Below are 15072 nucleotides of genomic sequence, written 5' to 3' on the forward strand. Positions count from 1 at the left end.
TGTTGTTAGAATTAATAAAATTATTAGAGTGTATTTTTGAAATAAAGTGTAATTCAAATATAATCAATATTTTATATTTTTTTCTTTATTGGTTTGTTACTGAAAAGTAAAGCAATAAAAAAAGGTGTATTGAGATTTCTCATTACACCTTTTAAAATTTGTAGACTAAATCTTTACTGATTTAAATTACGCAATTGTTTCAGTTTGTCTTTCCAGACCTCCAGGCTTTCTTTGTGAATAGCAATGTTTTTACGGACTTCAAGCACTATAGAATTTTCCTTTTTTGCATTCTTAGTGTTTGTGAAGAACTGGATGTTATTTTCTAATTGAAAAATTTCATTTTGAACTTCTTCGATTTTACGCATGATGAAAATCTTTTCATTGTCTAATTTTCGAGTATCGTTGTTTTCTGATAAAGAATCAATTCTATTAGAAAAACGCATCATTTCGCTGTCTTTCTTGCTTAGACTTAATTTTTCAAAAAGAGCATCCAGGATTTTATTGAATTTGCCTTCAATATGGCGTCTTGAAAAAGGTACTTTTCCAAATCCTTTCCAGGTTTCAATATGTAATTTAATCGCATCCAGATCTGTTTTATGATCTCCGGTAAGTTCAAAAGCTCTTAAGGTGTCTAAATATGCTTTTTTATTATCAAATGCGGCAACTTCTTCTGTGTTTTCCTCAGACTTATGTTCCTTTAACTTGTCAAAATAATGATTGCAGGCATCTTTAAATTCCTTCCAGATTTTATCCGAATATTTTTTAGGAACATGCCCAATTTGTTTCCATTCCTCCTGAATTTGCTTCATAATTGGAGTAGTGGTATTAAAGTCTGTGCTTTCCTGTAACTCTTTGGCTTTTGCAACAAGAGCCATTTTTTTGTTTAAATTGTCGGTTTGGTCTTTTTTGATGTCTTTATAAAACGAATTTTTGAAAGAATTGAAGTTTCTGACTGCGTTTTTAAATGCAGCCCATGTTTCTTCATTTACTTCATTCGGTACCTTTCCGGCAGCAAAAAAATCATTTCTCAGGCTTTCAACTTTTTGTATTTGTAAAAGCCATTGTGCATGTGAGTTAACTTTTTCAGTGCCTAAAACTTCAATTTTAGCGATTATTTCTTTTTTGGCTTCAAGATTTTTTTGTTCGTTGGCTCTTTGACTTTCAAATAAAAGCTCTCTTTTATCATGGATTTTTTTAGTTAACTCACTAAATGTATTCCAAATCGCATCGCGGTGTTCTTTTGAAACAGGCCCAATATCTTCTTTCCAGATTCTGTGTAAATCCTGAAGTTCACGAAATGCTTTACTAATATCTGCTTCATTTACCAATTCTTCAACGCGTGTGATGATTTTTTGTTTTTGCTCCAGATTGTATTTAAAATCTAAATCTCTAGCCTCACGGTCTAAATGCAAATAATCATAGAAATTTTCAAGATGAAAATGGTAGTTGTTCCATACGTGATTGTATTTATCTTTCGGAATTGGTCCGGCATTTTTCCATCTTTCTCTTAAATCATTAAAATGTTTAAGAACGTCCTTTATATTTTCCTGTGGGTTTATAAGTTCCTTTAGTTCTTCAACTATGGCTAACCTGTTTTCTAAATTTGATTTTAAATTGGTTTGCAGATGTTTAAAATGAGCATTTCTTTTTTCTCTAAAAACATTATAATATTCATCAAATTTTGATTTTAATGGAGAATGATATTCGAATTCTTCATTAGGATCTTGATTTGAAGCGTTAAATTCTTCCTTTTTTTCTTCTATGAAATGATTAAACTGAAGTAAAAAAGATTTTTTAATTTCTTCAATATGATCTTTTACAGACATTATTTTGTCTGTGTTTACAAGCTTTTTTAATTCATCAACAAGTGCATCCAAAGAAAAAGTGTGATAGTCCTTCATAGGGATATCATGACGTTCTTTTAGTGTTTCGTCTTCACTTTCTTCTGCATTAGAATTTGTTATAGCATCCAATGCTGTTTGATGATTAGTATCTTCTGAAATTTGCTCAGTGCTTTCAGTTTCACTCAATGAAATTGCATTTTCTGTTTCAGAATTAGATGTTTCAATTGCATCATTTTGTACAGAATCGTTAATTTCGATTCCTGTTTTTCCATCTGCTTCCTGCAGGTTATCATTCTTTTCTTCTAACATCTTTAAATGTGTAAGGTTTTTATTTTAAACAGAGCGAAAGATAGTAAAGGTGTTTCTAAATACAAAATAATTCGTTTGTTTATATGTTGTTTTACTATGAAATTCTTATTTATTCAAGTAATTTGAAATTTTGTAGCGGTTTTTTTTATTGATTTCTTAAAGTTAAATTAAGTCTTAAAAAGAGGGTTTTTGTAAAAGTTTTGCACTTCTTAAAAAAAGTTAAGTTTTGGAAATAAATTTTTATGGGTGATTAAAATAAAATCAGCATTCCGACTTCAAGTCCAAAATTATAAGTTTTATGGTTTCCAAAAGCTACACTTGGATGAATATATGCGATATCATTTTTAGTTATTCTTTTTCCAAATTCTAAGTAGGCATTATTTGGATAACCTTTGTTGATGGCATTATATCTAAAAGCGACATCTCCAGCAATCCAGTGAGAGCCAAATATGTACATGAAATAATTCTCGAAAGTGGTTAAATTGATATCGTTTCTGTTTTTAGATCCTGCAAAACTGATTTGGTTTTCTAAAGATGTAATCCATAAAATGTTGTGTGTGAAATATTTTCCAAAGAAAAACGCAGGCGAAAATACCCATTTTCCTGTGCCAATAGCCGGGTCGGCAGCTGAGTTGGAAATAACTCTTGCACGAAAAGCGATTCCTTCATCTTTGTATTTCATATAAGGGATATAACTCAGGCCGGCTCCAATATCACCTATTCCGGTTTTATTGTCTGAATTTGTATTGGTAGAAACTAATGGAAGGTCTACTCGTAAATTCCAGGCTTTGCTGGCGATTGGATGTAAAAAACGAAGTTGAGTTGTGTTGAACGAGCCTTTGTCGGTATCTAAATATTCATTAAAAAGTAAAATCGTTTTCAGGTAGTAATGATAACGGGCTTCTGTGTAAATATTTTTTTTTTGAACAATTGTGTCCTGAGCCTTAAGCGAAGTGCAAAATATAAAACTTAATAATAAAAAAGTTAAAGTATTTTTCATAACTAGCTATTTATGAGTGATCTAAGTTATGAAAAAATACTTTAATATTTAATTAGAGGCATTTTTATTTGTTCCATATTTTCCAGGCTTTTTCTGCCTGAAAAATAAGCATATCATATCCGTTTTTTATTATTGCGCCTCTTTCTTTGGCATTTTTTAAGAACTGGGTTTCTGCCGGGTTATAAATCAAATCGTAAGCAATATGTTTATCTGTAAAAAAATCATAAGGCAAATCAGGGCAAGCTTCAGTGTTAGGACTTGTTCCGACTGGTGTGCAATTGATTATGATTTGAAAATTATCAAAAGTGGTACCGTTGATTAAGTCGTAATTGATTATGTTTTCTTTTGCTTCTCTTGATACGAATGTGTAAGGAATGTTAAGTTCGTCAAGGGCAAATGCAACACCTTTTGAAGCTCCGCCGGTTCCCAGAATAAGAGCTTTTTTGTGATGCGGCTCTAATAATGGTTTTAATGATTTTTTAAAACCGTAATAATCGGTGTTGTATCCTTTTAATTTTTCATTTTTGGTAAATTTGATGGTATTCACAGCGCCAATTAAAGTTGCTTTTTTCGAAAGTTTATCCAGAAACGGAATGACTTGCTCTTTATAGGGTATTGTTACGTTTAAGCCTTTTAAATCCGGATTGTTTTTAACTAGTTCAGTAAAATAATTGATTTCAGGGATATCGAAATTTTCGTAGCTGTTGCCGGCAAATACTTCATCTTTAAATTTTTCTGTAAAATATCCTTTAGAAAAGGAATAGCTAATATTACGGCCTAATAAGCCAAAGCGTCTTCTTAAAATATCAATCATTATTATTTTCTGTGTTTTTCAATATAATTTCGTACCATTTTTTTTGTCCAGACTACCGGAAATAAATCTTCAATCAATATATAATTATCAAAGTTTAAGCGTAGACCATTACTTAGGTGAAATTTAGCTTTTGTGTTGTCCTGAATCATAAAATACAATCCGGCTAAACGGTATTCTATTTCATTTTCTTCAGGAAAGTATTCAGAAGCCTGTAGAAGAGTTTGTATGGCACTTTCAAATTCGCCTAAAAATTGTAAAATATCAGCCCAGAACAGCCAGGTGTCCAATGCGTAATCACCAAACTCAACTGCTTTTCGATAACCAAATTCAGCTTCTTCAAAAAAGTTCATTTGTTTGTTTATCATGGCATAACGTTTCCAGTACAAACGATTCTGGTTGTCAATTGCTAATGCTTTATTGACAAAAAATAATGCTTTCTGGAAGTTTTTCTGGCGAACGTAAAAATCAGTAATAGCAATCCATCCTTTGTCCAGTAGAGGATCTTCGTGAACTGTTTGGTTGTAGTATTTCAGGGCTAAAATTGTGTTCCCTAATTTTTCATAGCATTTACCAATTCGTAATAGAGCATAGGAGGTTGCATCATCCAATTCGATGGTTCGGTTATAACTTTCTATTGCCTGAGTATATTTTTTAAGGCGTTCATAAGCTTTAGCTTTTTCCATGAATGCACCCAAAAATTCTTCGTCGATCAGGGTTGCGTAGTCAAAAGCGCGAATTGCATTTTCGTATTCTTTTACTCCATAATGCAATCTGCCAAGCTGATGCCATGCGATTTCGCTGTAAGGATTTTTGTTGATGTATTCGTTAAGATAGACTATAGCTTCCTGATTTTGGTCTAAAAATTCAAAGCAGTAAACCACGTTGTATAAGGCAGATTGATCTTCCAGGTCTTCTTCAAGACATTTAATGAAACTATCTTTTGCCATCTCAAGGTTATCCATAAAGAGATATTCCATTCCGATTAAGTTGTACACATCAGCAAAATCATCTGTGTATTGCAGGGCAATTTTAAGCAGTTCAACTGCTTTTTCATGCTGATCTCTTTTGGAACAAATATTAGCTTTCTGGATATAAATTTCCTCGTTGTTCGGTTCGATTGCATACAACTCGTTCAAAAGCTTCTCTGCTATATCGAGTTTGTCGTCGTAGACCAGCATTTCTACTTGTACTAATTTTAAGCCTGTAGATTTTGGGTGTTGGTCTAATGCAAGTTTTAAGGCCTTTTTTGCTAAATTAGCCTTGCCTATATCTAAATAATGAAGAATAATTTCTTCGAATTCTTCAGAATCAAAAAAGAGTACTTTGTTGGTTTTTAACATCGACTCAAATTTGGATAGGGATAGGTTATAATCTTCTTCTTCGTTGCTTAATTGCATACTTTGTCTTTTTGAAATTAGCCTGTTATAAATTTAGGCAACCATATTATTTTGTGAGGAAAGGGAACTAATTGTTTTGAACAATTTAATTAACAATATGGACAGGATTTGTGTTCTGTTTTTAATCGTAATCTTCTGATATGTAAAAGATTAATTTGATTATTATTCTGATTTTTATTTTTAATTCTGGGGCCTAGCCCAGATAGGAACGACATCCTTTTGTTTTTTTCTTTAAAAAAACAAAAGATATAGTGTATAGCTGGAAATAGCTCCTTATTAAACTTTTTGTTCTTTTTTCAAAATTTCATCCATAACTTCAAGAATTATAGCGCATCCTTCCTTAATTTCTTCTTCAGAAATGGTTAACGGCGGTGTTATTCTTATGGCGCATCCTTCAAATAATAACCAGAATAAAATGAGTCCTTTTTCCTGACAGTTTAAAATTACCTGATTGGTTATTTCGGGGCTCTCAGTCATTGGAGCAAGCATTAATCCTTTTCCTCTAATTTCTTTTATCAAAGGGTGTACCAAAAGTGATCTGAAGAGTTTTTCCTTTTCTAAAGTTTGCTCAATCAGATTAGTCTCAGTTAATTCCTTCAAAGTCGCTAGGCAAGCTGACGCAATGACAGGATGACCTCCAAAAGTTGTAATATGTCCTAATTTTGGATTCTCGGTTAAAAGATCCATTCTTTCAGCAGATGCCGTAAAAGCACCCACCGGCATTCCGCCACCCATTCCTTTTCCCATTACTACAATATCCGGTACGACATCATAGTTTTGAAAACCGAATAATTTTCCGGTGCGGCCAAAACCAGGCTGAATTTCGTCTACAATCATCATAGCGCCTACTTCGTCACAGCGTTTGCGTACTTTTTGAAGAAAGTTGTCTTTCGGTTCAATAAAACCTGCGCCACCCTGAATGGTCTCAAGTAAAATGGCAGCTGTTCTTGTGGTTATTTTTTGTAAATCTTCTTCGTTGTTGAAGGTTATAAAATCGACATCAGGGAGCAATGGGCGGAAAGCTTGTTTGCGTTCCTCGAATCCCATAACACTCATAGACCCCATAGTATTTCCGTGGTATGCATTGTGACAGGAAATCAACTGGCTGCGGCCTGTTGTGCGTTTGGCTAATTTAAGTGCTCCTTCGATTGCTTCAGTGCCTGAGTTTACTAAATAGGTTTTATTTAAAGATTCCGGCAGGAGTGAAGCCATTAATTTGCAATACTGAACGGCCGGGCTTTGTGAATATTCTCCGTAAACCATTACATGCGAATATTTGTCCAGCTGATCTTTTATTGCCTGATTTACTCTGGGATGCTGATGCCCAAGTGTGCAGGCAGAAACTCCGGCAACAAAATCTAAATATTTTTTATCGCTGGTATCGTAAATATAAGAGCCTATGGCGTGTGAAACCTCCATTCCGAGTGGATATGGAGAAGTTTGTGCCTGATATTTTATAAAATCTGGATTCATTTTTTAGCTTCTAAGTACCAAAGATACTAAGGTTCTGAGTTTTTAATTTTAAGCTTATGTTAGTTTTTGCCAACTGAAGTTTTGTAAATCGAAAATCAGTGATTATTTTTTAGTTTTTGTGCGTGGCATTGTACCGTTCTTTGCAGCAGGTTTCTTTTTGTCGTAATTCAATGTCTCTTTCCTGACTTTCATCGGGACATTTGGTTTGGCAGCTTCAGCTTTTCCTTCTTTGATTAATTTTTCATTTAGCTCATTCTCCTCAGGAGGAAAAATATCCTCTTTTGATTTTATTCGTTCATCACCGCGCCAGACAAAACCTCTTAATTTTCGATCGTTTTCAGCTAAATCGGCTTCGGGATAAATATCACCGTCAACATTCTTGAAAAAAGTGATGTTTTCTACAGCATTATTCTCTAAAATAAGGTTGATTTTACTGCTTACGTTTTTATTGATTCCTATAAGTTCATTGGCATCATTACGCATATAATAAACCACTTCCGTATTTTTTATTACGTCAACATCGTGGAGTTTTCCGTCTCTGAATTTTCCAAATAAATTGAGTCCCTTGACCTGATTGTAACCAGTACTGAGGGTGTCTTTGGATATGAGAAAAGTGTTTCCGAGTACTTTGAGCGAGTCTAATTTCCGGGTGTTGTTGTCACCAATTAAATGCATAATAGTTCCGGTGATCTGACTTTCTCCATTCCATAAAATCGGACTTCCGATTAATTTTGTCAATGCCGTTTTACTGTCCGAATGAAGGGAGTCGCATTTTCCGCTCATGTCGATTTTGTAAAACCGGACGTTATTATAAGCTCTGATGATTCTTTCGCCTTCTTTTCCGGTCACCATTAATTTTTTACCATGGATATAAACCGAATCTTTTTCAACCAGATTTATGGCGACAGCTCTTTTAGTTACAAACATTGAGTCTTTTAGTTTGTATAATTCGGCATAATGTCCTTTTACCATTCCCTTGTTTATAGAATCTGTAATTTTTACGTTTCGGGTTGCAGAAGCAAATTCGGTATTCCGATTATAGAATAAGCTGTCTCCTTCGATACGCCGGTCATCATATTTTATATAAGATTTTCGAAGAAAATGTGCCAGATTTTTCTTGGTGTCGTAAAATCCATTTTCGGTGTAAATGTAATTTGTTTTGCTTGTAATTGTTGAAGGGCCAAACAAATAAGAGTGTCCGGAATTGCTGTAGTAATCTAAATGATTAGACTTCATAACATATTTCGGATTGGTCAGTGTGACTTCTGTTAAAAACTGAAATTTTTTCTGAGCTACGTAATATCTTCCGGATTTACTTACTAAAGTATTGTCTTTATTGACGATTGTTCCTTTGGTATTGTAAAAAACCTCCTGAACATTTCGGTCAAAATTAATAGTGTCGGTTTGCAGGGTAGCGTCCGGAGAAGTCATAACAGCATTTCCGGTTGCGAAAGCTTTTTTTACATTTCCGTTATATTCTGCGTATTTACTGTTTAAGTATAAAGTGTCTCCCTGTACCAGCTGTACATCTCCAAAAGCTTTAATATAATTTTCTTTTTGAAAATAATAGGCTTTATTACAGGTTAGGACAACTCCGTCGTGATTAATTTTTACATTTCCTGTAAGAAGAAGAGCACCGGGAATTTCTGCTTCATTAACATCTGAGAAGTCTGAGTTTTCTACTATAATTTTTTTAGGTGTTTGAGCAAAAATATTTTGTACACTTACCAAAAACAAGCAAAAAGACATGAAAAAGAGTAATTTCTTCAATTGATTTAATTTTTGTCAAATTTATGAAAAAGGTTAAAACCTTAACCGATATTATGATTTATTTATAATGCTAAATCATGCTCTCTGGAAGGCGTAAATAAAAAATAAGGCAGAGTAAAAACTTTGCCTTTTGAATTATTGTAAATTATTGAAATAAAAATCTAAATCTTGCTTTTTAGTGCTTCAGCATCAATACTGCTGTGTGAAACATCATAAACCGCTTTTCCGTTTTTGATTAAAATTAATTGCGGGGATTCATGGTACACATTAAATCTGTCTGCAATCTCATTTGAAATATCACGATGTGCAATTAAATCCAAAAAATATGGATCTACTGCATTTTCAAGATCATATTCTCTTTCAAATTGTTTCAATGCCATTCTGCTTATGCTGCATCGTGTGCTATGTTTGAAAATTACAACTGGTTTTTCGTTTGATATTGCTTCTACTTCCTGTAACTGAAGAATATCTGTTAATTCGGTCCAGTTTACTTTGCTTTTTGGTGCTTCTGAATTATCTGAATTTCCGAAAATTGAATTGAAAAAACTCATATTTGGCTTGTTTTACGACTTTTTGACAGGTAAAAACCTTTTAAAACTGATTTAAACAGTCATTTTGTCTGTTTTTTTACTATGGAATATAATTTGTCTATTCGAAATACAAAGTTAATTTTTTTTGAGTTAAAAATATAGCTCTATAAATCTTAACTTTAATGGTATTAAATATTTCAACAATAAATCATCAAATCATAAAAATATGAATATTAATAAATTTACAATTAAATCGCAGGAAGCCATTCAGTTGTCTCAGCAATTAGCACAGCGAAATGGCCAGCAGCAAATTGAAAATGAACACATTTTCAAGGCTATCTTTGAAGTAGATGAAAACGTGGCGCCATTTATTTTGAAAAAATTAAACGTAAATGTGCCTTTGTTTTTGCAAATTTTAGACAGTACAATTCAGAGTTTTCCAAAAGTTTCGGGAGGTGAAATTATGCTTTCAAGAGATGCTAATAAAGCTTTGAACGAGGCCGAAATTATTGCGCACAAAATGAACGATGAATACGTTTCGATCGAACATTTAATATTAGCCATTTTTGATTCAAAAAGTAAAGTTTCCCAAATTTTAAAAGATCAGGGCGTTACAGGAAAAGGTCTTAAGGCAGCAATTGAAGAATTAAGAAAAGGCGAGAGAGTAACTTCGGCTTCGGCTGAAGAAACTTATAATTCGTTGAATAAATACGCTAAAAATTTAAACGAACTAGCTCGTACAGGAAAATTAGATCCAGTAATTGGTCGTGATGAAGAAATTCGTCGTGTTTTGCAGATTCTAACCCGTAGAACCAAAAATAATCCAATGCTTATTGGGGAGCCCGGGGTTGGAAAAACGGCTATTGCCGAAGGTTTAGCGCATAGAATTGTAGATGGTGACGTTCCGGAAAACTTAAAAGAAAAAATCGTTTTCTCATTGGATATGGGAGCATTGATTGCCGGAGCGAAGTATAAAGGTGAATTTGAAGAGCGCTTAAAATCGGTTGTAAAAGAAGTTACGGCTGCAGAAGGCGATATCGTTTTATTTATAGATGAGATTCATACGCTTGTAGGAGCAGGTGGAGGTGAAGGCGCCATGGATGCTGCGAACATTCTGAAACCAGCTCTGGCTCGTGGAGAATTGAGAGCAATTGGTGCTACGACTTTAGATGAATATCAAAAATATTTTGAAAAAGATAAAGCACTTGAAAGACGTTTTCAAAAAGTTCTGATCGATGAACCGGATACTGAAAGTGCGATTTCGATTCTTCGTGGAATTAAAGAAAAATATGAAACGCACCATAAAGTTCAAATCAAAGATGAGGCGATTATTGCGGCAGTTGAACTTTCACAAAGATATATTACAAATCGTTTTTTACCTGATAAAGCGATTGACTTAATGGATGAAGCGGCTTCTAAACTGCGTATGGAAATCAATTCAAAACCTGAAGAATTAGATGTTTTGGATCGTAAAATCATGCAGTTGGAGATTGAGATTGAAGCGATTAAACGCGAAAAAGAAGAAAATAAACTGAAGATTCTGCGTATGGATTTGGCGAACTTAAAAGAAGAACGCAATGAAATCTATGCAAGATGGAAGTCTGAAAAAGATATTGTCGACGGAATTCAGGCAGTAAAACTTGAAATCGAAGACTTTAAATACGAAGCAGAACGAGCAGAACGAGAAGGGGATTACGGAAAAGTAGCCGAAATTCGTTACGGTAAAATAAAAGAAGCTCAGGAACGTCAGGAATCTTTGCAAAAACAATTGTTAGAATTTCAATCTGGTAATTCTTTGATTAAAGAAGAAGTTACCAGAGAAGATATTGCAGAGGTTGTAGCAAAATGGACAGGGATTCCGGTTACTAAAATGCTTCAGACCGAAAGAGAAAAACTATTGCATCTGGAAGATGAATTACACAAACGCGTGGTAGGTCAGGAAGAGGCGATAGAAGCGGTGAGTGATGCAGTTCGAAGAAGCCGCGCCGGATTACAGGATATGAAAAAACCAGTAGGAACATTTTTATTCTTAGGAACAACCGGAGTGGGTAAAACCGAATTAGCAAAAGCTCTTGCAGAATATCTTTTTGATGATGAAAATGCCATGACGCGTATCGATATGAGTGAGTACCAGGAACGTCACAGTGTGAGCCGTTTGGTTGGTGCACCTCCAGGATATGTAGGTTATGATGAAGGTGGGCAATTAACAGAAGCAGTTCGCAGAAAACCGTATTCTGTGATTTTGTTAGACGAAATCGAAAAAGCGCATCCAGATACGTTTAATATTTTGTTGCAGGTTCTTGATGAAGGCCGACTGACTGATAACAAAGGACGTCTGGCCGATTTTAAAAACACCATTATCATCATGACATCTAATATGGGAAGTCAGATTATACAAGAGAAATTCGAAAATCTTAAGGGCGGTGTTGAAGCGGCAACGGAAGCAGCAAAAAATGAAGTTTTAGGCTTATTAAAACAAACGGTTCGTCCGGAATTTATCAACCGTATCGATGAAATTGTAATGTTTACACCGCTTACAGTAGATAATATTTCCAGAATTGTAAGCTTACAATTAAAAGGAGTTACTAAAATGCTGGCACAGCAAGGTGTTACAATGGATGCTACTCCGGAAGCGATTGCCTACTTGTCTGACAAAGGATTTGATCCTCAGTTTGGTGCAAGACCAGTAAAACGTGTTGTGCAAAGAGAAGTATTGAATCAATTGTCGAAAGAAATTCTGGCGGGTAACATTACGACAGACAGTATTATTTTAATTGATGCTTTTGACGGAAAACTGGTTTTTAGAAATCAGTCGCCAAAAGTAGAATAACTTTTAGGGAATTTAAGGAAAACACCAGTCATTTTTTGACTGGTGTTTTTTTGTTTACGCATGTGAAACTTTAAAATTAATGTTATTTAGGAATGATTTTTATTTCACAATAATCTTTTTTGTTTGTTTGAAATTTTGGGATTCTACAGTTACAAAATAGATACCTTGGGATAAACCTCCTGTGTAATATGGCTCTTCCGGATTGTAATTTTCTTTTTCGAATATGATTTGGCCCTGAATATTGGTTATTTTTAAACCGAAAGAATCAGAAGATGTATTTGGTAATTTAATATTAATCAAAGAAGAAATGTTTGTTGGGTTTGGATAAATAATAAAATTGGAAGCAGAACCTGAATTATCAACAACAGAAAGATTTTCAGAAATTGTAGCTTTCCAGTCCCACCAGTTTTTGTTTACACTAGCCGTACTCACAGCTCCGTCTCCCAGTTTAATTTTATAATTGAACTTAGCGGTACGGGTAGATTCTCCCTGAAAAATATAATCTGAATTACAAACTACAGCAAATACAACACCGTTTGCCGGCACTCCTTCTGTAAAAGTGATTGTACAGTCTCCGGCATATACGGGCTGCGAATAAATGGTTTTTCCTTCTTTGGTACGATAGCATAACTGTAAAGACATGTTTTTACCTAAAGGCTGAAAAAATACAGTTGCCTGATTTCCTTGTACATGAATGGGTATGAAATTAGCTCCCGACCATCCAGGAAGCGTTTTTTCTTCAGGAATTAAAAAATCATTTTCATCTAAAGTTGTTACTGCATAAGGAGTAGCATTCCATTTTTCTACATTTATTACAGCAGGCTGCTCAGACTTTACTTCAAGTCCCATATTATTTCGATACAAGCTTAAAATTGGTTTTTCGAATTTTCCAAAATCTGCTAATGCTAATCTGGCTCTGTATTCCTGAATCATTTTACGGGTTTTGGCATCTCCGATACCATTAACTGTTTCATTGCCATTGGCAATACCTTCCAGTACGCGTCCTTCGCAATAATTCCATATCCATGGTAAACTTTTTTCCCCTACAATTTCCCCTAAAAAGGTTGGGAAAACAGAACTATATTGAACACCTCCAATAACATTTCGGGTTAATATTAAATTATTTCCGTTTCCATCCTGAACTCCTGAGGCTACGCCTTCTGCAGAAGGCCCTCCAAAAGTTCCATCCTGAAGCCATCCGCTGTAACATTCGATTGGAATAAAAGGAGCTATAACAGAACCGGCGCTTAACCATCCCAAATCAACATTGCTATAGTCTTCACTGCCTGTTTTTTTAATATCTAAAACAGTTTGTAGCCAAACGTTTGAACCTTCATGAAACCATGCAGCATTTCTACATCCTGGTAATGATGCATATATAGCGTGAATTCCTTCGTGTACACAAGCCCCGGTTTGATATTTAGCATCCGGAAAAGTAGTGGCAGGATCAAAACTGGCAACCGGATAATAAGACAAAAGCACCATTGGCCAACTTTGTCCATCCGGAGTTCCAACACCACTTTGCCATCCTCCTAAATCTGTATTTGAAGCAGTATCGGTACATAACTGTGAACCGTATAAATATACAGAACTGCGATATCCTTCTCTATATAATTTGTCCGGAGGCCAGCCCATATTATCTCTAAGAAAAGTAAAATCATCATCTAAACGTTTTAGCATCAAATCTACAGCAGTATCTGTAACTAAAGGATTTGCATTTGGTCCTGCAACAAAGGTCCATGAACCATAGTTTCTGGACTTAGCCACATTACAGCCATTATATCCGGGATAATCTTCCTCCAGATTTTTGGTGGGTTTTGGAAAATTCGGATAGTCACTTTTAAAATCGTAATGAAGAGCAGTGCCATAAGAAGGCCAGGAAGTAAAATCACCATCTGCTCCTTTAACGGTCAGGTAAAAATCTACAGAACTTTCGGTACCACAGCTGTTAACATACAAAAAGGTATAAGTTCCTGAATTGACTTCCTGTATATCTGATAAAGTTATATTTTGGTCTAAAGATTCAAAATTATTTGGGCCGGTCCATTTCATTTTGGCTCCGGTTTCATTATTTGGGACAGCTGCTTTAAACTGTACACTTTCCCCTGAAGAAACAACCGCATAATTGATGTTTTTTTCTTGCCCGTTGTTTACGATGACACTGGAGGCTAATTCACTCGCATCACAAGCAGTAGTCTCAATACCAAATACCTGAAATTCAATTATACCTGTTGCGGTAGCGCTTTTCATGTAAATTCTTAATTTTCGAGATTTAAAGTTTAAATTTTGGATGGTATTAAACTGATTTAGTGCCAGTCCGATAGCGCCGCCGTTAACCCAATTAATCCCATCCCAATATTGAATGTACGCATCTGTAGGCTGTCCGATACCGCCATAATCTGTAAACCAATAAACTCCGGCAGAATTTATTTCATGTGCAAAATCCCATTCGTATTCAATCCAATTATAAGTATTGTAAGCGGCATCTCCATCCCAGTTTCCATAAACGGGGTTGGTTCTGTCGTCAGAACTAATTGGTGCAAAACCATCATTAACAGCATTAAGGCTTTCCCAGGGAGATACGTGGGATGTCTTAACTTTTGTTGAATTCAACAGTGCTAAATTGACTTGTGCATTTGATTTTCCTACAAGTAGCATTAAGGTGCTAAAAAATAGAAATGGTAAAAAATGAAGTAGTTTTTTTTCTTTCATTGTGTAAAATTTTGGATGTTAATTTTTTGAAATAAAATGTTTAGTACTACATTAATAAGTATTCTAAATTTCTTTTTGTTTATTGCAAAAAAGCTCTTTAAAATGCCTTGTTAATTTTTAACCTTCTTTGATAAAGCAAGTTAGGTGTATTTTGTTCTCTTAATATGGACTTAATTACCTAATAGTTAGTAAAAGTTAACCAGTATTGGTCTGAAGAATGAAAAAAGATTGTTTAAAATTCCGGATGGAATTTTCAAGATTTATGATCCGTGAATCCTGTAAGTTATTTTAAAAGTTTTGTAAGTAAAATGATTATTAACTTCTGAAATTTACCTTATAAATAAATTTAGAATATTATGAACAATATATTTAGAGGATTGCTGGCCGGATATG

9 protein-coding genes are annotated in these 15072 nt (G+C 34.4%); 1 reads left to right on the forward strand and 8 read right to left on the reverse strand.

Translation table 11 applies throughout. From position 1 onward, the window contains the following. Positions 1 to 173: 173 nt before the first annotated feature. The 7 genes from AAEO57_RS13150 to ytxJ all read right to left on the reverse strand — a co-directional run bounded on the left by AAEO57_RS13150 (position 174) and on the right by ytxJ (position 9158). Positions 174 to 2153 (reverse strand): DUF349 domain-containing protein, encoded by a 1980-nt coding sequence (locus tag AAEO57_RS13150; RefSeq protein ID WP_341693341.1) that lies wholly within the window; start codon positions 2151 to 2153, stop codon positions 174 to 176. A 250-nt stretch (positions 2154 to 2403) separates the two neighbouring features. Further along, complete coding sequence (locus AAEO57_RS13155) at positions 2404 to 3153, reverse strand: lipid A phosphoethanolamine transferase (RefSeq protein ID WP_341693343.1); 750 nt, start codon at positions 3151 to 3153, stop codon at positions 2404 to 2406. A gap of 64 nt (positions 3154 to 3217) precedes the next feature. Further along, a complete protein-coding gene (locus tag AAEO57_RS13160; RefSeq protein ID WP_341693345.1) occupies positions 3218 to 3967 on the reverse strand; it encodes a shikimate dehydrogenase family protein in 750 nt (249 codons plus the stop codon). 2 nt (positions 3968 to 3969) lie between these two features. Continuing rightward, a complete protein-coding gene (locus tag AAEO57_RS13165) occupies positions 3970 to 5364 on the reverse strand; it encodes a tetratricopeptide repeat protein (RefSeq protein ID WP_341693348.1) in 1395 nt (464 codons plus the stop codon). Positions 5365 to 5640: 276 nt separating this feature from the next. Then, positions 5641 to 6837, reverse strand: coding sequence for an aspartate aminotransferase family protein (locus AAEO57_RS13170; protein WP_341693350.1), 1197 nt, complete (start codon positions 6835 to 6837; stop codon positions 5641 to 5643). 102 nt (positions 6838 to 6939) lie between these two features. Beyond that, a complete protein-coding gene (locus AAEO57_RS13175; RefSeq protein ID WP_341693539.1) occupies positions 6940 to 8586 on the reverse strand; it encodes an OstA-like protein in 1647 nt (548 codons plus the stop codon). 182 nt (positions 8587 to 8768) lie between these two features. Then, positions 8769 to 9158 carry a bacillithiol system redox-active protein YtxJ gene (gene ytxJ / locus AAEO57_RS13180; protein WP_341693351.1) on the reverse strand — a complete coding sequence of 130 codons (390 nt, stop codon included), beginning with the start codon at positions 9156 to 9158 and terminating at the stop codon, positions 8769 to 8771. 205 nt (positions 9159 to 9363) lie between these two features. Here ytxJ and clpB point away from each other — a divergent pair, with 205 nt between their 5' ends. Next, positions 9364 to 11967, forward strand: a complete 2604-nt coding sequence (gene clpB, locus AAEO57_RS13185) for an ATP-dependent chaperone ClpB (RefSeq protein ID WP_341693353.1) — start codon at positions 9364 to 9366, stop codon at positions 11965 to 11967. A gap of 99 nt (positions 11968 to 12066) precedes the next feature. Here clpB and AAEO57_RS13190 read toward each other — a convergent pair whose 3' ends face one another. Then, positions 12067 to 14679, reverse strand: coding sequence for a T9SS type A sorting domain-containing protein (locus tag AAEO57_RS13190; RefSeq protein ID WP_341693355.1), 2613 nt, complete (start codon positions 14677 to 14679; stop codon positions 12067 to 12069). Between the last annotated feature and the right edge of the window lie 393 nt (positions 14680 to 15072).

This window comes from Flavobacterium calami (genome assembly GCF_038290035.1).
GTDB classification, from domain to species: Bacteria; Bacteroidota; Bacteroidia; order Flavobacteriales; family Flavobacteriaceae; genus Flavobacterium; species Flavobacterium calami.

Excerpts from the sequence above, each read along its gene's own strand:
- AAEO57_RS13150 (WP_341693341.1), bottom strand. The coding sequence starts at position 2,153 with ATGTTAGAAGAAAAGAATGATAACCTGCAGGAAGCAGATGGAAAAACA.
- AAEO57_RS13155 (WP_341693343.1), bottom strand. The coding sequence starts at position 3,153 with ATGAAAAATACTTTAACTTTTTTATTATTAAGTTTTATATTTTGCACT.
- AAEO57_RS13160 (WP_341693345.1), bottom strand. The coding sequence starts at position 3,967 with ATGATTGATATTTTAAGAAGACGCTTTGGCTTATTAGGCCGTAATATT.
- AAEO57_RS13165 (WP_341693348.1), bottom strand. The coding sequence starts at position 5,364 with ATGCAATTAAGCAACGAAGAAGAAGATTATAACCTATCCCTATCCAAA.
- AAEO57_RS13170 (WP_341693350.1), bottom strand. The coding sequence starts at position 6,837 with ATGAATCCAGATTTTATAAAATATCAGGCACAAACTTCTCCATATCCA.
- AAEO57_RS13175 (WP_341693539.1), bottom strand. The coding sequence starts at position 8,586 with ATGTCTTTTTGCTTGTTTTTGGTAAGTGTACAAAATATTTTTGCTCAA.
- ytxJ (WP_341693351.1), bottom strand. The coding sequence starts at position 9,158 with ATGAGTTTTTTCAATTCAATTTTCGGAAATTCAGATAATTCAGAAGCA.
- clpB (WP_341693353.1), top strand. The coding sequence starts at position 9,364 with ATGAATATTAATAAATTTACAATTAAATCGCAGGAAGCCATTCAGTTG.
- AAEO57_RS13190 (WP_341693355.1), bottom strand. The coding sequence starts at position 14,679 with ATGAAAGAAAAAAAACTACTTCATTTTTTACCATTTCTATTTTTTAGC.